The sequence below is a fragment of the Defluviimonas sp. SAOS-178_SWC genome (assembly GCF_039830135.1).
Lineage (GTDB): Bacteria > Pseudomonadota > Alphaproteobacteria > Rhodobacterales > Rhodobacteraceae > Albidovulum.
This window is the reverse complement of sequence record NZ_CP156081.1, coordinates 786,537-808,196: the sequence shown is the minus strand read 5'-3', so window position 1 is coordinate 808,196 and position 21,660 is coordinate 786,537. Positions and strand designations below refer to the sequence as shown.

22 protein-coding genes are annotated in these 21,660 nt (G+C 65.6%); 15 read left to right on the top strand and 7 right to left on the bottom strand.

Annotated elements, in window-relative coordinates:
* The first annotated feature begins 35 nt into the window (after window positions 1-35).
* The 3 genes from dapA to V5734_RS04860 all read left to right on the top strand — a co-directional run bounded on the left by dapA (window position 36) and on the right by V5734_RS04860 (window position 4,316).
* Window positions 36-911, top strand: a complete 876-nt coding sequence (gene dapA / locus V5734_RS04870) for a 4-hydroxy-tetrahydrodipicolinate synthase (protein ID WP_347312388.1) — start codon at window positions 36-38, stop codon at window positions 909-911.
* A gap of 98 nt (window positions 912-1,009) precedes the next feature.
* Window positions 1,010-2,563 carry an AMP-binding protein gene (locus tag V5734_RS04865; protein WP_347312387.1) on the top strand — a complete coding sequence of 518 codons (1,554 nt, stop codon included), beginning with the start codon at window positions 1,010-1,012 and terminating at the stop codon, window positions 2,561-2,563.
* Window positions 2,564-2,657: 94 nt separating this feature from the next.
* Window positions 2,658-4,316, top strand: coding sequence for an amidohydrolase (locus V5734_RS04860; RefSeq protein WP_347312386.1), 1,659 nt, complete (start codon window positions 2,658-2,660; stop codon window positions 4,314-4,316).
* A gap of 44 nt (window positions 4,317-4,360) precedes the next feature.
* On the opposite strand, the gene V5734_RS04855 is transcribed toward V5734_RS04860, so the two are convergent.
* The gene (locus V5734_RS04855) at window positions 4,361-4,804 is read right to left on the bottom strand and encodes an ion channel (RefSeq protein WP_347312385.1); all 444 of its coding nucleotides are present in this window, start codon (window positions 4,802-4,804) and stop codon (window positions 4,361-4,363) included.
* Between the two features lie 102 nt (window positions 4,805-4,906).
* On the opposite strand from V5734_RS04855, the gene smpB reads away from it, so the two are divergent.
* The 3 genes from smpB (at window position 4,907) to V5734_RS04840 (ending at window position 7,571) form a co-directional block, all read left to right on the top strand.
* A complete protein-coding gene (gene smpB / locus V5734_RS04850) occupies window positions 4,907-5,377 on the top strand; it encodes an SsrA-binding protein SmpB (RefSeq protein WP_347312384.1) in 471 nt (156 codons plus the stop codon).
* A gap of 152 nt (window positions 5,378-5,529) precedes the next feature.
* Window positions 5,530-6,381, top strand: coding sequence for a 3-mercaptopyruvate sulfurtransferase (sseA, locus tag V5734_RS04845; RefSeq protein ID WP_347312383.1), 852 nt, complete (start codon window positions 5,530-5,532; stop codon window positions 6,379-6,381).
* An 8-nt stretch (window positions 6,382-6,389) separates the two neighbouring features.
* Entirely contained in the window at window positions 6,390-7,571 is a 1,182-nt protein-coding gene (locus V5734_RS04840; protein ID WP_347312382.1) for an amino acid aminotransferase, read from the top strand.
* A 64-nt stretch (window positions 7,572-7,635) separates the two neighbouring features.
* Here the strand turns inward: V5734_RS04840 and V5734_RS04835 are convergent, their stop codons facing one another.
* Together V5734_RS04835 and V5734_RS04830 are read right to left on the bottom strand one after the other, a co-directional pair.
* Window positions 7,636-8,970, bottom strand: coding sequence for an ammonium transporter (locus V5734_RS04835; protein ID WP_347312381.1), 1,335 nt, complete (start codon window positions 8,968-8,970; stop codon window positions 7,636-7,638).
* Window positions 8,971-8,996: 26 nt separating this feature from the next.
* Window positions 8,997-9,335 carry a P-II family nitrogen regulator gene (locus tag V5734_RS04830; RefSeq protein WP_347312380.1) on the bottom strand — a complete coding sequence of 113 codons (339 nt, stop codon included), beginning with the start codon at window positions 9,333-9,335 and terminating at the stop codon, window positions 8,997-8,999.
* Between the two features lie 492 nt (window positions 9,336-9,827).
* On the opposite strand from V5734_RS04830, the gene V5734_RS04825 reads away from it, so the two are divergent.
* Window positions 9,828-12,029, top strand: a complete 2,202-nt coding sequence (locus tag V5734_RS04825) for a transglycosylase domain-containing protein (RefSeq protein WP_347312379.1) — start codon at window positions 9,828-9,830, stop codon at window positions 12,027-12,029.
* A gap of 40 nt (window positions 12,030-12,069) precedes the next feature.
* Here V5734_RS04825 and V5734_RS04820 read toward each other — a convergent pair whose 3' ends face one another.
* Entirely contained in the window at window positions 12,070-12,675 is a 606-nt protein-coding gene (locus tag V5734_RS04820) for an MlaC/ttg2D family ABC transporter substrate-binding protein (RefSeq protein WP_347312378.1), read from the bottom strand.
* Window positions 12,665-13,402, bottom strand: a complete 738-nt coding sequence (locus tag V5734_RS04815) for an MlaA family lipoprotein (protein WP_347312377.1) — start codon at window positions 13,400-13,402, stop codon at window positions 12,665-12,667. Before V5734_RS04815 ends, V5734_RS04820 begins: the two co-directional genes overlap by 11 nt.
* Window positions 13,403-13,559: 157 nt before the next feature.
* On the opposite strand from V5734_RS04815, the gene V5734_RS04810 reads away from it, so the two are divergent.
* The 8 genes from V5734_RS04810 to V5734_RS04775 all read left to right on the top strand — a co-directional run bounded on the left by V5734_RS04810 (window position 13,560) and on the right by V5734_RS04775 (window position 20,675).
* Window positions 13,560-15,296 carry a type I secretion system permease/ATPase gene (locus tag V5734_RS04810; RefSeq protein WP_347312376.1) on the top strand — a complete coding sequence of 579 codons (1,737 nt, stop codon included), beginning with the start codon at window positions 13,560-13,562 and terminating at the stop codon, window positions 15,294-15,296.
* Entirely contained in the window at window positions 15,293-16,597 is a 1,305-nt protein-coding gene (locus V5734_RS04805; protein ID WP_347312375.1) for an HlyD family type I secretion periplasmic adaptor subunit, read from the top strand. Before V5734_RS04810 ends, V5734_RS04805 begins: the two co-directional genes overlap by 4 nt.
* Before the next feature lie 7 nt (window positions 16,598-16,604).
* Window positions 16,605-17,048, top strand: a complete 444-nt coding sequence (locus V5734_RS04800; protein ID WP_347312374.1) for a GNAT family N-acetyltransferase — start codon at window positions 16,605-16,607, stop codon at window positions 17,046-17,048.
* A gap of 81 nt (window positions 17,049-17,129) precedes the next feature.
* On the top strand, window positions 17,130-17,594 hold the full coding sequence (locus V5734_RS04795; RefSeq protein ID WP_347312373.1) for a RidA family protein: 465 nt from the start codon (window positions 17,130-17,132) through the stop codon (window positions 17,592-17,594).
* Window positions 17,594-18,373, top strand: coding sequence for a glycerophosphodiester phosphodiesterase family protein (locus V5734_RS04790; RefSeq protein ID WP_347312372.1), 780 nt, complete (start codon window positions 17,594-17,596; stop codon window positions 18,371-18,373). The genes V5734_RS04795 and V5734_RS04790 overlap by 1 nt, the downstream gene beginning before the upstream one ends.
* A 48-nt stretch (window positions 18,374-18,421) precedes the next feature.
* The gene (locus tag V5734_RS04785; RefSeq protein ID WP_347312371.1) at window positions 18,422-19,597 is read left to right on the top strand and encodes a GNAT family N-acetyltransferase; all 1,176 of its coding nucleotides are present in this window, start codon (window positions 18,422-18,424) and stop codon (window positions 19,595-19,597) included.
* Between the two features lie 98 nt (window positions 19,598-19,695).
* Window positions 19,696-20,313 carry a glutathione S-transferase family protein gene (locus V5734_RS04780; RefSeq protein WP_347312370.1) on the top strand — a complete coding sequence of 206 codons (618 nt, stop codon included), beginning with the start codon at window positions 19,696-19,698 and terminating at the stop codon, window positions 20,311-20,313.
* Window positions 20,313-20,675, top strand: a complete 363-nt coding sequence (locus tag V5734_RS04775; protein WP_347312369.1) for a 4a-hydroxytetrahydrobiopterin dehydratase — start codon at window positions 20,313-20,315, stop codon at window positions 20,673-20,675. The genes V5734_RS04780 and V5734_RS04775 overlap by 1 nt, the downstream gene beginning before the upstream one ends.
* Before the next feature lie 5 nt (window positions 20,676-20,680).
* On the opposite strand, the gene V5734_RS04770 is transcribed toward V5734_RS04775, so the two are convergent.
* Together V5734_RS04770 and V5734_RS04765 are read right to left on the bottom strand one after the other, a co-directional pair.
* Window positions 20,681-21,163 (bottom strand): peroxiredoxin, encoded by a 483-nt coding sequence (locus V5734_RS04770; protein ID WP_347312368.1) that lies wholly within the window; start codon window positions 21,161-21,163, stop codon window positions 20,681-20,683.
* A 1-nt stretch (window position 21,164) separates the two neighbouring features.
* Complete coding sequence (locus V5734_RS04765; RefSeq protein WP_347312367.1) at window positions 21,165-21,650, bottom strand: peroxiredoxin; 486 nt, start codon at window positions 21,648-21,650, stop codon at window positions 21,165-21,167.
* Window positions 21,651-21,660: the final 10 nt, after the last annotated feature.

Sequence of the window (21,660 nt, the reverse complement as noted above, 5' to 3'; positions counted from 1 at the left end):
CGGCCGAGTCTCGGCCAACCATCAAGGAGCGTGTCATGTTCAAAGGGTCCTACGTTGCCCTCGTCACGCCGTTCAAGGACGGCGCGGTGGATTGGAACGCGCTCAAGAAACTCGTTGAGTGGCATATCGCCGAGGGAACGCACGGTCTCGTCCCGGTGGGCACCACGGGCGAAAGCCCGACGCTGAGCCACGAGGAACACGGGCAGGTCATCGAGGAAGTGGTGAAGGCGGCCGCCGGCCGCATCCCGGTCATCGCGGGTGCGGGGTCCAACAACACCGCCGAAGGCATCGCCCTGATCCAGCACGCCGAACGCGCCGGGGCGGATGCCGCGCTCGTCGTGACGCCCTATTACAACAAGCCCACGCAGCGCGGACTCTACGCCCATTTCAAGGCGATGCACGACGCCTGCACGCTGCCGATCATCATCTACAACATCCCGCCGCGCTCGGTCGTCGACATGACGCCCGAGACGATGGGCGAGCTTGCCAAGCTCCCCCGCATCGTCGGCGTGAAGGATGCGACGGGCAAGATCGAACGTGTGAGTCAGCAGCGCGCATCTTGCGGCAAGGATTTCATCCAGCTTTCGGGCGAGGACGCGACAGCGCTCGGCTTCAACGCTCACGGCGGCGTTGGCGCCATCTCGGTCACCGCGAACGTGGCCCCGAAGCTCTGCGCCGAGTTCCAGGAAGCGACACTGGCCGGCGACTTCGCCACCGCGCTCTCTTACCAGGACCGGCTGATGCCGCTGCACGAGGCGATCTTCATCGAACCGGGCCTTGCCGGGGCGAAATACGGGCTTTCGAAGCTCGGCCTGTGTTCGGACGAGGTGCGCTCGCCCCTGACGACGCTCCTGCCGGAAACCAAGGCGAGGATCGACGCCGCGATGCGCCATGCCGGACTGATCAACTGAACCGGACGGACGCCTGAGGCCAAGGCAACTTTTGGGACCGCCGGCCGGCGGGTCGTGTTAACCTTCCCCGGAGATTGAAAGATCCGGGGGAGGTGGCGGTGCATATCTACGCGAGCCCGTTCGGCAAGATCGACCTGCGCGACATCACGGTCACGCAACGCCTGTTCGAAGGGCTCGGCGACCGTTCCCGTGATACGATGATCGAGGGCTCTTCCGGCAGGCGCTGGACGGCGGGCGAGATCGCCGATGGCATCAAGAGCGTGGCCGGCGGCCTCGCGGCGCGCGGCATCGGCCCCGGACATTGCGTGGCGATCATGCTGCCGAACCTGCCGGAGTTCGTCCTCGCCTTCCACGGCGCGGCCTGGGCCGGAGCGACGATCACCACCGTCAACCCGACCTACACGGCGCATGAGCTGAACCATCAGCTCAAGGATTCCGGGGCCGACATGCTCATCACCATCGACGCCTTCGCCGAAACCGCGAAAGACGGGGCGGCGGGCACGGCGGTGACGGAGATCGTGACGCTGGACGGCACCCCCGGAACCACGCCTTTCGCCGACCTCAAGGGGGCGCCCCTTGCCGAACAGGTGCCTGTCGATGTCGTGAACGACACGCTCGTCATGCCCTATTCCTCGGGCACGACCGGCCTGCCCAAGGGCGTGATGCTGACCCACCGCAACCTCGTCGCCAATGTCGATCAGATCATGGCGTCGCGCCCCGTCGCGCCCGGCGAATGGACGGTGGGCTTTCTGCCCTTCTTCCACATCTACGGCATGACCGTTCTCGCGAACCTGTATCTCGGCGCGGGCGGCGGCGTCGTAACCATGCCCCGCTTCGATCTGGAGCTGTTCCTCAGGCTTATCCAGGACCACCGCACCAGGCAGGCCTTCTGCGTGCCGCCGGTCGTCCTCGCACTCGCCAAGCATCCGATGGTCGACAAATTCGACCTCTCGGGGTTGAAATATGTGTTCTCCGGCGCCGCCCCTCTCGGCGCGCCACTTTCCAACGCCGTCAGCGAACGGCTCGGGATCCTCTGCGAACAGGGCTACGGCATGACCGAGATGAGCCCCGTGAGCCACATCAGCGCCGCCGGCAAGGGCCGCCCCGGCGCGGCGGGCCAGACCGCCCCCGGCACCGAATCACGCATCGTCGGGATCGGCTCCGGTCAGGATCTCGGACCGGGGCAAGAGGGCGAGCTTTGGGTCCGTGGCCCGCAGGTTATGAAGGGCTACCTCAACAACCCCAAGGCCACCGCCGAAACGCTGACCGAGGACGGCTGGTTGATGACCGGCGATATCGCGTCCTTCGACGCGGACGGCTACCTCTTCATCCGCGACCGGCTGAAGGAACTGATCAAGGTGAAGGGTTTCCAGGTCGCCCCGGCCGAGGTCGAGGCGGAACTTCTGGGTTGCCCCGGTATCGTCGACGCCGCCGTGGTCGGTCAACCCGACGACGATGCTGGCGAGGTGCCCGTGGCCTTTCTCGTGCGCGGCCCGGGCGCCGCGACGACCGAAGGGGACGTCGCGAATTACCTCGAAGACCGGCTCGCCCACTACAAGCAGGTCCGACACATCTATTTCGTCAACGCGATTCCGAAATCGGCCTCCGGCAAGATCCTGCGACGTGTGCTGAAGGCACAGATCTCTGTTTGAGCCCGGCAAAACGACACCGCATGTCGGCTGGGGGCTGTTCAAGTCTCCGGCAGCGGGATAGCAATTTGATCATATCCCGGACGGAGAGCCCGCCATGACACCCGACATGATCCTCACGAATGCCCGCGTCCTGACGATGGACCCGGCCCACCCGCGCGCCGAGGCCATCGCAATTGCCTCGGGCCGGATCGCGGCCGTGGGCTCAAGATCCGAGATCGAACCTCTCGCGGGCGCCGCGACAGAGGTCGTCGACTGCATGGGGGCGACGCTGCTTCCGGGTTTCGTCGAAAGCCACCTGCACCTCGTCCTCGGCGGGGCGGAACTTGCGCATCTGCAACTCCACGGCATCGACGGCGCGGCCGCGCTTGCCGGTGCCTTCCGCGACTTCGCCGGACGCCATCCCGACCGGCCACTTCTGATGGCGCAGGGCGGGCATTACGCGATGCTCGACCATCCGATGTCGCGGCATGACCTCGACCGGATCATCGCCGACCGACCCATCGCCATCACGGCGCATGACCATCACACGGTCTGGGCCAATACCGCCGCATTGAAAGCCGCCGGTATCCTTGAGGGCGCGACCATGCCGCACGGGCATGAAGTCGTGATGGGCGCTGACGGCCTGGCCACCGGCGAACTGCGCGAATTCGAAGCCTTCGCGCCGGTGATCGCGCTTGGCGGAGAGGCGCGCCTCAATCTCGGCATCGCGACCGGTGGCGAACCCTCGCCGTGGCCTTCCGCCACGGAACAGGCCATCGACCGCGCCAAGGTCGCCGCCGGCCTTGCCCATTGCGCGAAGCACGGCATCACCTCGATGGTGAACATGGACGGCAACCGCTACACGCTCGAGCTTCTGCGGGGCTTGCAGAACGCCGGCGGGCTGACCGCGCGGGTCAAGGTGCCGTTCCATTTCAAGCCCCACATGGACCTGTCGGAACTGGACCGCGCCGACGAAATGACCCGCGACTTCGATGACAACTGGCTGTCGTGCCGCTTCGTGAAACTGTTCATGGACGGTGTCGTGGACAGCCGCACCGCCTATATGCTGAACGACTATCCCGGTCATCCCGGGCACCGGGCGGAGCCGCTCTTTCCCGGCCCGCGCTTCAACGAGATCGCGGCCGAGATCGACCGGCGCGGTCACCAGATCGCCGTCCACGCCATCGGCGACGGTGCAGTCAGGACCACGATCGACGGTTACGAGGCCGCGCAGAAAGCCAACGGCAAACGCGACAGCCGCCACCGGATCGAACATATCGAACTGATCGACCCGAGCGATATCCCGCGCCTTGGCGCGCTGGGGATCACGGCTTCGGTGCAGCCGCCGCATGCGCCGGGGGCGATGGATTTCGCGCTCTATCCGACCGTCGACGTGATCGGGCGGGACCGGCTCAAGGACGCCTATCTCTGCCGCAGCCTGGCCGAGGCCGGCGCACCGCTCGCCTTCGCCTCGGACTGGCCGGTGACGGATGTCTCGGTCCTGCGCGGCATCGGCGCGGCACGGACGCGGAAGCCCTATGACGCACCGGGGGCGCGGGACGAACGGGTCGACCTGATGCGCGTCCTGCATGCCTATACCGCCGGCGGCGCCTGGGCCGCGCATCTCGATCACCTCACGGGAACCGTGAAGCCGGGACTGGCGGCGGATTTCGTCGTCCTTTCCGGCGATATCGAGGCGGCCGCGCAGGACGCCGTCGCTGCGATGGAGGTCGCGCTCACGATCTGTGGCGGGCGGGTGACCTATCGGCGCTGAACACGATCGACCAGGGGGCCTGAAGTCACCCCGCCCTATTCGTGTCAGCGCCGGCCCTTCTTGCCCTCGATCTGGCCGATCCGCACATGGCGCAGGACCTCGACCATCATCGCGGTCAGAAGCCCCATGCTCAGCAGCCCGTTCGCGGCGGCCATCCCCCCGAGCAGTCGCCATTGATGCGGCAAAAGGATATCGCCGAAGCCGAGCGTGGTGAACGCGACGAGCGAGAAATAGACCGACGCCTCCATGGTCACGAAAACACCGAGCAGGCGGAGCGCAACGGCCCAGATCCATACGCCCGCCGTCACCGTGCCGAGCACCCAGACCACCGTCACGGACATCACAAGCGCCAGTTTCGGCCGGTGCGGTTCGCGCAGCAGCCAAGGCCGCGAGCGCATCAGCAGCACCTCGAGCGTCCAGAACGCCAGCCCCGATATCAGGATCGTCAGCAGGATCAGAAACGTGCCAAGCGCGATCTGAATGAACATGGAGCCTCCTCACCTTCGTCCCACACGGTATTGCCTCACCGCTTGCCGGCAGAAAAGCCCCGACTGGACAGCGCCCCGCCGCTCGCCTATCTCGGGCAGATCATGGCCGAGAAATCAGACCCCAACTACAAGGTGATCGCCGAGAACCGCCGCGCGCGGTTCGACTACTTCATCGAGAGCGATCTCGAGGTCGGCATCGTGCTGAGCGGTTCCGAGGTCAAGTCGCTGCGCACCGGCCAGTCGAACATCGCCGACAGCTACGCCTCGGTCGAGGAGGGCGAGCTGTGGCTGATCAACGGCTACATCGCACCCTACAAGCAGGCCGGCATTTTCGGGCATGAAGAACGGCGAAAGCGCAAGCTTCTCGTCTCGAAGCGGGAATTGTCGCGGCTCTGGCAGGCCGTGGGGCGCGAAGGCATGACGCTCGTGCCGTTGGTCATGTATTTCAACCACAAGGGTCGGGTGAAGCTGAAGATCGGCATCGCCAAGGGCAAGAAGACCGCCGACAAGCGCGCAACGGAAGCGAAGCGCGACTGGAACCGGCAGAAGGAACGGCTTCTGAAACAAGGCTGAGGCCCGGAACGCCGGATTGCCCGCCAAAGCCTTGTTTGTTGCCGAGTCGCGATCCGGGGCGTCGCCCGCCTCTGGCTTCGGTCAGCCCCCCAATCGACTTGCACCCGCCTGCCCCTGCCGGTTATTGCAGATCAGGCAGGAAAGGGACGGTCATGGCACTCGACGATCCGAAAACTCTCGTCTCCACCGATTGGCTGGAAATGCATCTGAAGGATCCGGATCTGAGGATCCTCGACGCCTCCTGGTACCTGCCCGACATGGGGCGCGACGCGAAGGCGGAATACGCGGCCGCGCATATTCCCGGTGCGCGTTTTTTCGACATCGATGAGATCAGCGACCAGCGGTCAAGCCTGCCGCACATGGCGCCGCCGCCGGAAAAATTCGTGAGCCGCATGCGGGCGATGGGTGTCGGGGACGGCCATCAGGTCGTGGTCTATGACGGCGCCGGCCTCTTCTCGGCCGCGCGGGTCTGGTGGACCTTTCGGCTGATGGGCAAAACCGATGTCGCGGTGCTCGACGGCGGCTTCGCGAAATGGCAGGCCGAAGGGCGTCCGGTCGAGGACATGCCGCCCGTTCTGCGGGACCGCCACATCACGGTCAGCCGTCAGGCGCATATGGTCAAGGACGTGACACAGGTCGCGGCGGCGGCGAAGCTTGGCGATCACGAGATCCTCGACGCCCGCAGCCCCGGCCGTTTTACCGGCGACGAGGCCGAGCCGCGACCCGGATTGCGCTCCGGTCACATCCCGAATTCGAAGAACGTGCACTACCGGACGCTCCTGAACGCCGACGGCACGATGAAATCGCCCGATGCGCTGCGCGCGGTTGTCGAAGCCGCGGGCGTCGACCTCGGCAAGCCGGCGATCACCAGCTGCGGGTCGGGCGTCAGCGCCGCGATCATCAACCTCGCGCTGGAACGGCTCGGCAAGCACGACCATTCGCTCTATGACGGGTCCTGGGCGGAATGGGGCATGTATAACGACCTCAAGGTCGCGAAAGGATAGGAGCGCCCATGTTCGGCAACCTGAAGACGCAGCCCGCCGACAAGATCCTGCAGCTCATGGGCCAGTTCAAGGCCGATCCCCGCACCGACAAGATCGACCTCGGCGTCGGTGTCTACAAGGACGCGACCGGCCTGACGCCGGTCATGCGCGCCGTAAAGGCTGCCGAAAGGCAATTGTGGGAGACCGAGACGACGAAGACCTATACCGGTCTTGCGGGCGATCCGGACTTCAACGCGGCGCTCTCGTCGCTGGTGCTGGGCGATGCCCTGGCGGCGGACCGCCTGTCTTCGGTCGCGACCCCCGGCGGGACCGGCGCGGTGCGGCAGGCATTCGAACTGGTCCGCATGGCATCGCCCGAAGCGCGGGTCTGGGTCTCCGACCCGACCTGGCCCAATCATCTCTCGATCCTGAAATATCTCGGCCTGCCGGTCGAGCCCTACCGCTATTTCGACGGCGACACGCGGGCGGTCGATTTCGGCGCGATGATGGCCGACCTCGCGGTCACCAAGCCCGGGGACGTGGTCCTGCTGCACGGGTGCTGCCACAACCCGACGGGTGCCAACCTGACGCTTCCGGAATGGGCGGAGGTCGCCGCGCTTCTGGAAAAGACCGGCGCGATCCCGATGATCGACATCGCCTATCAGGGATTCGGCGACGGGCTCGATGCCGACGCGGCCGGGATGCGGCTCATCGTGGAACGTCTGCCCGAAGTTCTGATCGCCGCGTCATGCTCGAAGAATTTCGGAATCTACCGGGAACGGACTGGCGCGCTGATGGCGCTTTCGGATCCGGCGAAGCGCGAGGTGACGCAAGGCACGCTCGCGTTCCTCAACCGGCAGAACTATTCCTTTCCGCCCGATCACGGCGCACGGCTGGTGACGATGATCCTGACCGATCCGGCCCTGCGCGCCGATTGGCAGGCGGAACTGGAGGCGGTGCGGCTTGGCATGCTTGCCTTGCGCGAGCAGCTCGCGACCGAGTTGCGGACTCTTTCAGGCTCCGACCGTTTCGGCTTTCTCGCCCAGCATCGGGGCATGTTCTCGCGCCTCGGCGCGAGCCCCGAACAGGTGGAGCGGTTGAAGATGGAACACGGGATCTACATGGTCGGCGATTCGCGGCTGAACATCGCCGGGCTGAACACCAAAACCGTGCCGGTGCTCGCCCGCGCCATCCTCGCCGTAGGAATCTGAGCGCGGCGCGATACGCAAATGGCGGGGCCGGAGCCCCGCCGTTTTTCTTGGCTGTTCCCGCAGATCAGGAGTGATAGGCGCTTTCGCCGTGCGCAGTGAGGTCGAGCCCCTGCCGTTCGTCGTCGGTCGCAACCCGGATGCCGGTGATCGACTTCGTGATGTAGATCAGGATGGCCGACCCGATGCCCGACCAGAGCAGCGTGATGACCACGGCCTTGATCTGGATCATCACCTGAGAACCCATCGCGAAGTCTTCCCCACCCATGCCGCCGAGCGAAGGGGCGGTGAGGATACCGGTCGCGATCGCGCCGACGATCCCGCCGATGCCATGCACGCCGAAGACGTCCAGGCTGTCATCATACCCGAACTTCGACTTCACGCTGGTGACGAAGAGGTAGCAGATCGGCGAGACGGCGAGTCCAAGGACGATCGCGCCGACCGGACCGATTGTGCCGCAGGCGGGGGTGATGGCGACGAGACCGGCAACCATGCCCGAGGCGGCGCCGAGGCCGGAAGCCTTGCCACGGGCGAACATCTCGACGAGGGCCCAGCTTACGATCGCGCCCGCCGTCGCGACAAACGTGTTGATCATCGCAAGCGTCGCGCCCGAAGTCGCCTCAAGGTTGGAACCGGCATTGAAGCCGAACCAGCCGACCCACAGCATCGCCGCGCCGACCATCGTCAGGGTCATCGAGTGCGGCGCCATGTTGTCCTTGCCGAACCCGACACGCGGTCCAAGGACAAGCGCCCAGACCAGCGCCGCGATCCCGGCATTGATGTGAACGACGGTGCCGCCGGCGAAGTCGATCGCGCCCATGTTGAAGATCAGGCCCGCGCCATCCCAGACCATGTGGGCGATCGGGAAGTAGATGAACGTGACCCAGAGGACGGAGAAAAGCAGGACCGCCGAGAATTTCGCCCGTTCGGCGAAGGCGCCGATGATGAGGCCCGGCGTGATCGCCGCGAAGGTCATCTGGAACGCGATGAACACATATTCCGGAAGCACCACGCCGTCCGTGAAGGTCGCCGCCGTGCTGTCGGGCGTCACACCGGCCAGGAAGAGCTTGCCGAAACCGCCCCAGTAGGGAGAGGTTCCGCCACCGAAGGCGAAAGAGTAGCCGTAGAGAACCCACACGATCATCACCACGGCGGCGATCATCGTGCACTGCATCAGCACCGACAGCATGTTCTTGGAGCGGACCAGGCCGCCGTAGAACAACGCGAGGCCCGGGACCGTCATGAACAGGACGAGCGCCGAGGAGGTCATCATCCACGCGACGTCACCCTTGTCGATGATCGGCGCGACTTCCGCCGCCGCCCCGGCGGCAGCCTCTTGTGCAAGGGCCGGCAGGCCCGAGAGCAGGGTCGCAAGACCCGCCCATCCCAATGTTTTCTTCATCATCATCCCCCGATGGTTTGTCCCGATCACAGCGCGTCCTCCCCGGTTTCCCCGGTCCGGACCCGCAATACCTGCTGAAGATCGAGCGCGAAAATCTTGCCGTCGCCGATCTTTCCGGTCTTGGCGACCCTGGCGATCGTGTCGATTACATCGTCAGCAATCGCGTTGCTCACGGCGATCTCGAGCTTGAGCTTCGGCACGAAGTTCACCGCATATTCGGCACCGCGATAGATCTCGGTATGCCCGGACTGCGTGCCGAACCCCTTGATTTCACTGACCATCATCCCACGAACCCCGATCAAGGTCAGCGCTTCGCGCACCTCGTCGAGCTTGTAGGGTTTGATCGCCGCTATGATGTATTTCATCTTGCCCCCTTCCGGCTGGGTCGCCATTTCTGGTCGTCCAGCGAAAGGAGCGCCGGGCGGGGCTCGGACTCAATAGGACTCGGCCTTTTGCCAATGCAGTTCGCGGACTATATGCATATTTTTTGTGCAAATAGGTAGTTGTATATTAATTTTTAGGCATGCTGCGATGCAGAAGAGTCGATAATCGACGGCCCGGACACTCGCCCGGACCCTTTCAGACGGTCGATGGAGACAGGCCCTTGCCGAGATCGCGATAGGCTTCCATCCTAGGCTCGGCCTTCTCGGGCCCAATGATCTCGCGCTCCTCCATCACGCGGATACCCAATGTGACCGTCAGGCCGCCCGACCCCGGACGCGCTTGGTTTGCGCATGTTTCCCGGATTGCTTGCTTCTCCGTCATCGGGCGAAAGGAAAACGTGATCGGCTTTGGCTCCACATTCCCCTGGCAAGCCTGTATTGTCGCGAAAAAGAGCAGGCATCGGATCAGGACGGATGAAAGAAACGGGCGGCAGAAAGACTCCGCTGGTCGCGGAACGGCGTTACGCAGCGGCGCCGAAAACGGCGCCGAAGCCGAAAGCCGCGCGGAAACCGAAAGCGGCGAAGCGCCGCCCGGCGGCCCGCAAGGCAGCGTGGCCGATCCGCTTGGTGACGGGGCTGTTCCGGCTGATCTGGCGTGCGGTCTGGGGCGTCGGCTGGCGCCTTGGTGCGATGGGGGCCATCGTCCTTGGCCTTGCCACCTTCTATTTCTATGCCCAGCTACCGCCGCTAGAAACGCTGATCGACGCACGGACCAAGGGATCGGTGACGATGCTCGACCGCGATGGTCAGGTCTATGCTTGGCGCGGCGAAACCTTCGGCGGCCAGATCACCGCCGACACAGTCTCGCCGAATCTCAAGAACGCCATCGTCGCGACCGAGGACAAGCGCTTCTACAACCATTTCGGCATATCGCCACGCGGCATCGCCAGCGCGATCCGGATCAACCTGGCGGAAGGGCGCGGTCCGCTCGAAGGGAACGGCGGCTCCACCATTACCCAGCAGGTGGCAAAGCTCATCTGCCTCGGCGTCCCCTACGATCCGACTCAGTGGAAGAGCGAGGCGGATTACGAGGCGGACTGCCGCGTCTCGTCCAAGTGGCGCAAGATCAAGGAAGTGCCGTTCTCCTTCGCGATGGAGGCGAAATACGGCAAGGACAGCGTGCTGACCCTCTATCTCAACCGCGCCTATCTTGGCGCCGGCGCGCGCGGCTTCGAAGCCGCCGCACAGCGGTATTTCGGCAAGTCGGCGAATGAGGTCACCCCCGCCGAGGCCGCGATGCTGGCCGGGCTTCTGAAGGCGCCGACGCGCTATGCGCCCACGGCGAACCTCGAGCGCGCGCAGGGTCGCGCCGCGGTGGTCTTGGGCCTGATGCACGATCAGGGCTACCTGACTGACGCCCAATACGCAGACGCCAAGGCGCACCCGGCGCGGCTGTCGCCTGCGGCCGAGGCGCGGGCCGGCGGCTATTTCGCCGACTGGGTCATGGAATCCGGCCCCGCTTTCCTGACGGAAGATACGACCGAGGACGTCGTCATCCGCACGACGCTGGATCAGGACATCCAGAAGAAGGCCGAGGAAGCGCTCGACTACGTGTTCGAGAACAAGGTCAAGGCAGGCTCCACGGCGCAGGCGGCCATCGTCGTCATGTCGGCGGACGGCGCGGTGCGGGCCATGGTCGGCGGCCGCAAGAGCCAGGTCAACGGCGCCTTCAACCGGGCGACGCAGGCACTTCGGCAGACCGGGTCCACCTTCAAGCCCTTCGTCTATGCCGCCGCGCTCGACATGGGCTACACGATGAACTCGGTGGTCGAGGACGCGCCGCTCACCCTTTACGTCAAGGGCTCGGGCGAGTGGTCGCCAAAGAACTACACGCCAAAATACCGGGGGTTTATCACTCTCGCCGATGCGCTGACCAATTCGGTCAACACCTCGACCGTGCGGGTGAGCCAGGCGGTTGGCCTCGAGGCGGTGCGGCAGGTCGCCTCTGATTTCGGGCTTCAATCGGAGTTGGCGCAGGGGCCGGCGATTGCCCTCGGCGCGTCCGGCGCGACGCTTCTCGACATGACCGGCGCCTATGCCGGCATCCTCAACGGCGGCTCCTCGGTCCACCCCTACGGGCTCGTCGAATTGCGCATCCAGGGCGATGACGCTGCCCTCATCGGCCAGGAAGGCGGCATGGGCGAGCGCGTGATCTCGCAGGATGCCGCGCGCCAGCTCACCTACATGATGACGCAAGTGGTGGAGCGCGGCACCGGACAGCGGGCGCGGCTCGACGGGTGGCAGGTGGCTGGCAAGACCGGCACGACATCGGACTACCGCGATGCCTGGTTCATCGGCTTCACGGCGGATTACGTGACCGGGGTCTGGATGGGGAACGACGACAACAAACCTTTGACCGGCGTGACGGGTGGCGGCCTGCCCGCCGAGATCTGGCACGAGGTCATGACGCGGGTCGAGGCAGGCGTTCAGCCGACGCCGCTGCCGATGATCCGGCCAAACGAGGTTCCCGCCCCCGCCTGGCCCGGCCAGAGTTACGAGGCCGGCGCGCAAAATTTTCCGGGCGCTCAGGCAGAACCCCGGCCGCAACCGGCGCAAGCGCCGAACGATCAGACGATTCTCGATATTCTCGGCGCGATCCTCGGCCGCCGCAACTGAGCGGCCGGGGGCCAAGCCTGCCATTGGCGCCTGAGGCGGTTCAACCAGCGTTTCTGAGGTCTGCCGTCAACGCGGAAATATCGCCCCGCCGGCGGTCGAGCATCGCGCCGATCTCGGTGCGTTCGGCGGCGAGCATGTTCACGCCTTCGATGATGATGTTGAAGAAAAGATCCTTGCCGGACTTGTCAAAGACATGCCAGCGCACCTCGAACGGGGCCTGGCCTTTCAGATGGGCGACAGAGATCACCTCAAAAAAACTCTTCAGCGGCCGGGCATCCGTCACGACGATCTTGCCGCCGATGAACTCGCGGAATCGGCGACCGTATTTACGAGAGATATAGCCCTGGAACGCCTTAACGTAGGCGTTCATCACCGCGGCATTCGCCCCCCGTCCCGCCGGCCCGAGCGCGCTTTGGGCGATGTAGCGGACATCGGCATAGCGCACGAAGATGCCCTCGAAGGATTTGAACATCGCGGCCTCGGGCGTACCCGAGTTGATCACGCCATTCACCTCGTCGATCGCACGGCCGATCAGGGCCCGCGCCTCGTTGACGTTCAGCGCCATCGCTGTGCCCGGCAGGGCCGCCAGGGCAAGGCCCGCAGGAACGGCAGCGATAAGGTGGCGGCGAGAAAGCTTACTGTCCATAGGGATCCTCGTACGGGTCGAACACCTCGGCCTCGATACCGAGTTCGAAATGGCGGTTCTGCAAATAGAGAAGCCTCATCTGCGCGTAGCTGTCCGCGCTTTCATATAGGATCGAGTCGATTGTATCGCTATAGCGCTGCCGGTCCGCTAACTTGCCGCCCAGCTTCGCTGCCGCGACGTAATATTTTTCGGGCTCGGGGAAGACACCACCCATCGGATCGATGACGAAATCGACGACTTTCCCGGCCAGATCGCGCTCCGTCGTCGGGCCGGCGATCGGGACGACCAGGAAAGCCCCCTCGGGTGCGCCCCAGACATGCAGCGTCTCGCCGAAATCGGTATCCTCTTCATAAAGACCGATTGCCGTGGCCGGATCGAAGAGACCGCCGATGCCCACGGTCGTATTGACGACAAACCGCGCGGTATTCTGGAGCGCCGGGCCGGGGCGGGCTTGCAAGAGGCTGTTCACCACCGCGGACGGCATCCCGAGGTTGTCGGAGAAATTGGACAGGCCCTCCGCAACCGGCTGCGGCAGAAGCGGCTTCTTGTCCGGCTTTCCGCCGCCGAGCATCCGGTCGATGGCGACATTGTCGGCGTGAACAGCGCGGTTGTGCGCCTCGAAAGGATCATTGAACTCCGCGCCCGGTTCGGGCTTCGAGCAGGCGCCAAGGGCGAGCAGCGTCAGAAGAAATGCCTTTGTTGCCTTCCGGTGAAGTGAACTCGCCAATGGATTTCCAATCATTTTCTACTTATCGTCCCGCAAAATGACCGGCAGGGGCGCCGCAATCGCGATAAAGGCTTAAAAGCCAAGCGCGACAGACGCAAGTCACAGTCGGGAAAGCGGTCCCGATCGGCGGAAGATCGGCCGAGGCAGGAGTGGAACGATGACGAAGAACGAGCTCGGCCGGGGACGCGAGGAGCTTCGCGCGGCGCGCGCCGACGGGCGGGGCCTGCTGTGGGCCGTGGCGCTTTTTTCCGCCTTTGTGAACCTCCTGATGCTGGTCGGGCCGATCTTCATGCTTCAGGTCTATGACCGCGTTCTCGGCAGCCGCTCCGAGGAGACGCTCCTGGCACTTTTCGCGCTCGTCGCCTTCCTCTTCGCGATGATGGGGCTTCTCGACCTTGCGCGCGGCCGGGTGATGGCGCGGCTCGCCGCCGGGTTCCAGTCGCGTCTCGACAGGCGGGTCTTCACCGCTGCCATCGCGCGAAGCGCGCTTGTACCGGGCGATCAGGCGGCTGCGGCGGGCTTGCGCGATCTGGAAGCCATCCGCCAGCTTCTGGCGTCGCCGGTCTTCCTCGCGCTCTTCGACATGCCGTGGGCGCCCCTCTTCCTCGCCGCCGTTTTCATTTTCCACCCCTGGCTCGGATGGCTCGCCCTTACCGGTGGTGCGGTGCTGGTGTGCGTGACCGCACTCAACCAGACCAATACGCGCCGCGCAGTCCTTGCAGCACATGCCGCGAACCAGCGGGCAGAGCGGATGTCGGACCAGCTTCGCGACGAAGCCGATCTGGTGCAGAGCATGGGGATGCGGGGTGCGAGTTTTTCCCGTTGGGCCAGGGCGCGGGGCGAGGCGCTGACGGAATCGATCGCCGCCACCGACCGGTCCGGCGTCTATACGGTCTTCTCCAAGACGTTCCGGCTGTTCCTGCAATCGGCAATGCTGGCGCTCGGGGCACTTCTGGTCCTAAAGGGAGAATTGACGCCCGGCGCGATGATCGCCGCGTCCATCCTGATGGGCCGTGCGCTCGCCCCCGTCGAACAGGCGATCGGCGGTTGGGCGGCCGTACAGCGGGCGCAGGAAGGCTGGCATCGGCTCGCCACCCTGCTCGCGACGGTGCCGGCGGACACCCCACGCACGGCCTTGCCGAAGCCGCGCGCGATCCTGGAGGCGAACCAGCTGACCGTGGTTCCGCCGGGTCAGACCCAGGCAGCGCTCAGAATGGTGTCGTTCCGGATCGAACCGGGTCAGGCCGTCGGGGTGATCGGCCCTTCCGGCGCCGGAAAATCGACGCTGGCCCATGCGCTGACCGGGGTCTGGCGCCCCGCCGGCGGTTGGGTGCGGCTCGACGGGGCGACGCTTGATCAGTACGACCCGGACATGCTCGGCACCTATATCGGATACCTGCCGCAGCGGGTGACGCTTTTCGACGGAACCATCGCCGAAAACATCGCCCGCCTCGCGCCCCGGCCCGACGATGCGGCCATCGTCGCCGCAGCCCAGAAGGCGGCCGCGCATCAGATGATCCTCGACTTGCCCGAAGGCTACAACACCCGCGTCAGCCAGACCGGCGGGCGGCTGTCGGGCGGCCAGATCCAGCGGATCGGCCTCGCCCGCGCGCTTTACGGCGATCCGGTCATCCTCGTCCTCGATGAACCGAACTCGAATCTCGACAACGACGGCTCGATGGCGCTGAACGCCGCGATCCGGGCGGTGAAAGCCCAGGGTGGCTCCGTCCTGATCATGGCGCACCGGCCGGCGGCAATCCAGGAATGCGATCAGATCATGGTGCTCGACGGGGGCATCCGCCGCGCTTACGGGCCGCGCGACGAGGTCCTCAAAAGCATGGTCCGGAACGCGAGCGAGATCGCCCGCGCGCCCGGGCCCGGAGGTGTGACATGACCGACCCCGCATCGCCCCCCTCGGCGCGCGCACCGCTTCTCCTCGGCGCCATCGCGCTGGTGCTTCTTGTCGGCGGTTTCGGCGCGTGGTCGGTGACGACCGAGATCGCCGGAGCGGTCGTCGCTGGCGGGCAGGTCGAGGTCGAGCAGAACCGCCAGGTCGTGCAGCATCCCGACGGGGGCGTTGTCGCCGAGATCCTCGTCAAGGACGGCGACCTCGTTGCCGCGGGCGCGCCGCTGATCCAGCTCGACGGAACGCTTCTGAAGTCAGAACTGACCATCGTCGAGGGCCAGTTCTTCGAAATCCTCGCCCGGCGGGGCCGGCTGGAGGCGGAGCGTGACGACGCTGACGCAATCGCCTTTCCTGCCGAACTGAGGGACTTCGCCGAGGCACGCCCCGAGATCGCGGCACTGATGAAGGGGCAAGAGCGGCTCTTCGTCGCCCGTGCCGAGACCGAGGCTAACGAGGTCGACCAGCTTCAGCGACGGCGCGGCCAGATCGCCAACCAGATCGAGGGGATCGTCGCCCAGCGCGCCTCGACCGACAGCCAGCTAAGTTTCATCGACGAGGAACTGGCGGACCTTAAGACGCTTCTCGACCGGGGACTGACGCAGGCCGGACGCGTCTTGGCGCTCGAACGTGAAAAGGCCCGGCTCGAAGGACTGGCGGGCGAGCTCGACGCCACCCGCGCCGAGGCTGAAGGCCGGGTCACGGAAATCGATATCGAGATCCTCAAGCGCGGCAGTACGCGGCGCGAGGACGCGAACACCCAGCTGCGCGACCTCGGCTATCGCGAACTCGAACTCGCCGAGCGGCGCCGGGCACTGATCGAACAGATCGACCGTCTCGACATCCGTGCGCCCGTGGCGGGCATCGTCCATGCGCTTCAGGTGACGACGCCACGCTCGGTCATCCGCGCGGCCGAACCCGTTCTCTATCTCGTGCCGCAGGATCGCCCGCTGGTCATTGCCGCCCGCGTGGCCCCCATCCATGTCGACGAGATCGGCATCGGTCAGGAAGTCACCCTCCGCTTCGCCGCATTCGACACGCGCACCACACCGGAACTCTTCGGCCAGGTGGCGCGGATTTCGGCCGATTCGCTCGTCGACGAGGCAACCAAAGCCTCTTACTACCGTGCCGAAGTGGTGCTGGATGCCGGAGAGCTCGCCAAGCTCGACGGTCACCCGATCATTCCCGGCATGCCGGTGGAAGTCTTCATCCGCACCGGCGAGCGCACCCCGCTTGCCTATCTGGTCAAACCTTTCGCCGAGTATTTCAACCGTGCCTTCCGGGAAAGCTGACAGCATCGTGATCGTGCGGGCCGCGCGGGCCGTGGAACTGGCGGAACTCTCGCTTCTCTGCCTGCGCTCGAAGGCTGTCTGGGGCTATGACCCGGAATTCATCGCCGCCTGCCGTGCGGAGTTGACCGTGGCGCCCGACGACCTTCCAACGACGCTCGTGGCCGAACGGCGGGGCCATCCCGTCGGCGTCGTTCAGGTAACGACAGAAGGGACGACTGCCACGCTGAAAAAACTCTTCGTGGAACCGCACGAGGTCGGCACGGGCATTGGCGCGATGCTTTTCGCCAAAGCGCTGAAGATGGCTTGTGCGGCCGGGGCCGTCGAGTTGATCATCGCCGCCGACCCCGCCGCCGCGGGCTTTTTCTCCCGTATGGGCGCCCGTTCCGCGGGCGAGGCGCCGTCGGGTTGTATACCCGGCCTCAACCTTCCACGTTTCGTCCTCAACCTCTGACGGTTCCGGCGGACCCTCTTTCCCCCACCGGGCCACGCGGCTAACGTCCATCCCGAACCGGAATCGCGAGGAGATTGAAATATGGCCGGAAAGATTGACGCACGCCTTGACGAACTGGGGATTACCCTGCCCGACGCTCCCGCGCCGGCGGCGAACTATGTGCCCTTCGTGCAGGCCGGGGACCTTGTCTTTGTCTCGGGCCAGATTTCGCAAAGCTCTGCGGGCCTCATCAAGGGCAGGCTCGGCGACACGATGGACGTGGCGGAAGGCGCGGAAGCCGCCCGGCGTTGCGGGATGAGCCTTCTCGCCCAGGCGCGCGCGGCGCTCGGCGGCGATCTCGACCGGATCGTGCGGGTGGTCAAACTGACCGGCTTCGTCAACTCGACCCCCGAGTTCACCGATCAGCCGAAGGTGATCAACGGCTGCTCCGACCTCATGGTCGAGGTTCTGGGCGATGCCGGCCGCCACGCCCGCGCTGCCGTCTCGGCTCCCGCCCTGCCGCTCGGCGTCGCGGTAGAGATCGAGGCGGTCTTCCAGGTGAAGTGATGGCGCCGAAGCCGGTCCCGCTTCCCGAGGTCTTTCTGACCAAACCGATCGCGCACCGCGCCTATCACGATCGCGCGGCCGGACGGCCGGAGAATTCGCCAGCGGCCTTCCGCGCGGCGATCGAGGCGGGTTATGCGATCGAAACCGATATCCAGCCGTCTGCCGATGGCGTCCCGATGGTTTTTCATGATTACGACCTGAAGCGTCTGACCGGCGCTCCCGGCCGCATCCGGGGACGAACCGCGGAAGAGTTGGGGCGGATCAGGCTTCTTGATGCCGAAGACGGCATTCCGACGCTTGCCGCGATTCTGGCGCTGGTCGCCGGAAAGGCACCCCTGCTTATAGAGATCAAGGACCAGGACGGAACGATGGGGCCCGAGGTCGGGCCACTCGAACGCGCCGTGGCAGCGCTTCTCGAAGACTATCCGGGGTCGGTCGCGCTGATGTCGTTCAACCCGCATTCGGTCGCCGCCCTCGCCGAAGCGGCGCCCGGCCGTCCGCGCGGGCTGACCACCTCCGCCTATACCGCCGAGGGCTGGCCGCTCCTGCCCGGCCATGTCCGCGACCGCCTGCGCGACATCCCCGACTACGAGAGGGTCGGCGCGAGCTTCATCTCGCACGAGGCCGCCGACCTCGACCGCCCGCGCGTGGCCGAGCTGAAGGCGAGGGGCGCGGCGGTGCTGACCTGGACCATCAAGTCGCCCGAGGCCGAGGCGGAAGCCCGCCGGATCGCGCAAAACGTGACCTTCGAACGTTACGCCGCGCGGCTGACGGCTTGACGCGCCCCGCCCTCCCTCCCCAAGTCAAGGGAATGGATCTGGTGCGGCATGGATGATATCGCTCTCGACGTCAGCGTCCTGTCCGGCCTTGGCGATATTGCCGCGGCCGAATGGGATGCCTGCGCCTGCCCCGAGGCGGGGTCGGGGCGACCGCGAGATCCGTTCACGACATATCGTTTCCTCTCCGCCCTCGAACGCTCGGGTTCTGTCGGCAAGGACACCGGCTGGCAACCCCGCCACCTCATCGCCCGCGCGGCGGGCGAGGTCATCGCCGCGATGCCGCTCTACGTGAAATCCCACAGCCAGGGTGAGTACATCTTCGACCATGCCTGGGCCGATGCCTATGAGCGGGCGGGCGGGCGTTATTACCCGAAACTCCAGGTCGCGGTGCCGTTCACACCTGCCACTGGACGCCGCTACCTGACGAAGCCGGGATGGGACGTCACGGGCCGCGCCGCGCTGACCCAAGCCCTGGTCCAGATCGCGTCCGACAACGGCCTTTCCTCGGCCCACGTCACGTTCTGCACCGCCGAAGAGGCGGAAGCCGGCGCGGAAATGGGCCTTCTGCACCGCGTTACCCAGCAGTTTCACTGGGAAAACCGCAGCTACGCGGATTTCGACAGTTTCCTCGCCGATCTTGCCTCGCGCAAGCGCAAGGCTATCCGCAAGGAACGCGCCGGCGCGGCGGGGTTCGGCGGCCGGATCCGGCACTTGACCGGCGATGCGATCCGCCCTGAGCACTGGGACGCGTTCTGGGACTTCTATCAGGACACCGGCAGTCGCAAATGGGGCCATCCTTATCTGACTCGAGGCTTCTTCGACGAGGTGCACGCAACGATGCGGCACGATGTCCTCCTGATCCTCGCGGAACGTGGCGGGCGTCCGGTCGCCGGCGCGCTGAACTTCATCGGCCGCGACACACTCTACGGCCGCTACTGGGGCGCGATCGAAGACCACCCGTTCCTGCATTTCGAATGCTGCTACTATCAGGCCATCGACTATGCCATCGCCCACGGCCTCTCGCGCGTCGAGGCCGGGGCGCAGGGGGAACACAAGCTCGCCCGCGGCTACCTGCCGGTCGAAACCCATTCGCTGCACTGGATCGCCGATCCCTCGTTCCGGACCGCCGTCGCCCGATATCTCGACGCCGAAGCCCGCGCCGTCGGCGAAGAGATCGAGGTGCTCACGGACTACGGCCCGTTCCGCAAACCCCCTGCCCCCTGACCACGGCATGCACCTTGCCGAAAATATCCCCGCCGGAGGCATTGAAAGTTTTCACCCCCGGCGGGAATATTTCACTTGAAAGGAAACGGAGACCGCGCATGCCCGAAACGCTAACGCTTTACTCGAACCCGATGTCGCGCGGCCGGGTTGCGCGCTGGATGCTGGAAGAAGTGGGCCAGCCCTACGAAGTGCGGTATCTCGACTACGGGCCCGCGATGAAGACGCCCGACTATCTGAAAATCAACCCGATGGGCAAGGTTCCCGCACTCGTTCATGGCGACCGGATCATCACCGAATATGCCGCGATCTGCGCCTATCTCGCCGACGAGTTTCCCGAGGCCGGCCTCGCCCCGAAGGAGCGTTCCGCCTACTACCGCTGGCTCTTCTTCGGGGCCGGCCCGTTGGAGGCGACGGTGATCATCAAGGCGCTCGGCGTCGAGGTGCCCGCCGACAAGCGCGGCATGGTCGGGTTCGGATCGCTCCAGACCACGCTCGACGCGCTGGAGATCGCGCTGACCGAAAGTCCCTACCTCGCCGGCGACCGGTTCTCGGCAGCCGATGTCGCCACCGGGTCGCAGATCGGCTGGGGGCTCCGCTTCGGAACTATAGAACCGCGCCCCGTTCTTCAGACCTATTGGGACCGGCTGAGCGAACGGCCCGCCCTGCAGCGGGCAAACGATGCCGACAACTCGGCGATGCCGCCGAAGGAGGAATGATGGCCAACCTTCTGACCGAAGCCGAGCGCACCGCCGACCTGCCCGCCCTTGGCGACACCGGCTGGGCCGCGGTCGACGGCCGCGACGCGATCCGCAAGATCTGGAAGTTCCGGAGCTTTTCCGAGGCCTGGGGCTTCATGTCCCGCGCCGCGCTGCAAGCCGAAAAGCTCAACCACCACCCGGAATGGACCAACATCTACAACGTCGTCGACGTTACGCTGACGACCCATGATTGCGAGGGGCTATCGGCGCTCGATGTGACGCTTGCGCGCCGGATGGACAAGATCGCGGGCGATGCCGAAGTACAGCGCGACCACGGCGAGCCGGTCGCCTGCCTTTGCCAGATCCACGCCCGCCGCTGACGCTGTCAGAGCCGCTCCAACACTGCGTCTCCGGTCGAGAGGCTGCACTGGCCGAGCGGGTCGAGTTCGAAATCCGTGACGATTCCGTCCTCGACAACCATGGCGTAACGACGCGACCGGTCGAACATGCCGGCGGCCGGGGCCGAATAGGTCAGCCCCACCGCCGTCGTGAACCCCGCATCGGAATCGGCGAGCATGGTGATGCCCGCTGCCGTGGCACCCGTCGCTTCGCCCCAGACCCGCATCACATGCGCGTCGTTGACGGAAAGGCAGATGATCTCCTCCACCCCTTTGGCCCGCAACGCATCCGCGCTACGGATGAAGCTTGGCAGATGCGCGCTGTCGCAGGTGGGCGTAAAGGCGCCGGGCACGGCGAAAATCACCACCTTGCGTCCCGACAGCCGCTCCGACAACTGCACCTCCTCAGGCCCCCCGGCGCCAATCCGGAGGAGACGCGCCTCCGGCAGGCGCTGCCCCACTAAGATCACGTCAGATCTCCGCCAGAAGATGCTCACCTGTCGAGATATTGCACTCGCCCGGCTTGTCGATGCTCGCCGCGGTGATCACGCCGTCGTCGAGAACCAGCGCATAGCGGTTCGACCGGCCGATCAGGCCCAGATGCGGCGCGGTGAACGCCATGCCGAGCGCCTTGGTGAAACTGCCATCGGCATCCCCGAGGAAGGTGATCCCGGCGCCCGTCGCGCCGGTCGCCTCGCCCCAGGCTTTCAGGACGAAGGGATCGTTAACGGAGATGCAGAGGATCTCTTCGATGCCTTTCTTGCGGAAGTCCCCGGCCGTGCGAATGAAACTCGGCACGTGGATCGTCGAACAGGGACCGGTAAAGGCGCCGGGAAGCCCGAAGACCACGACCTTGCGTCCCTTCAGTCGTTCGGACAGTTGCACCGTTTCGGGGCCGTTCGCCCCCATCGTGACGAAGCTCGCTTCCGGCAGTTTGCCGCCTTTCGAAAGTGTCATTTCTCGGTCC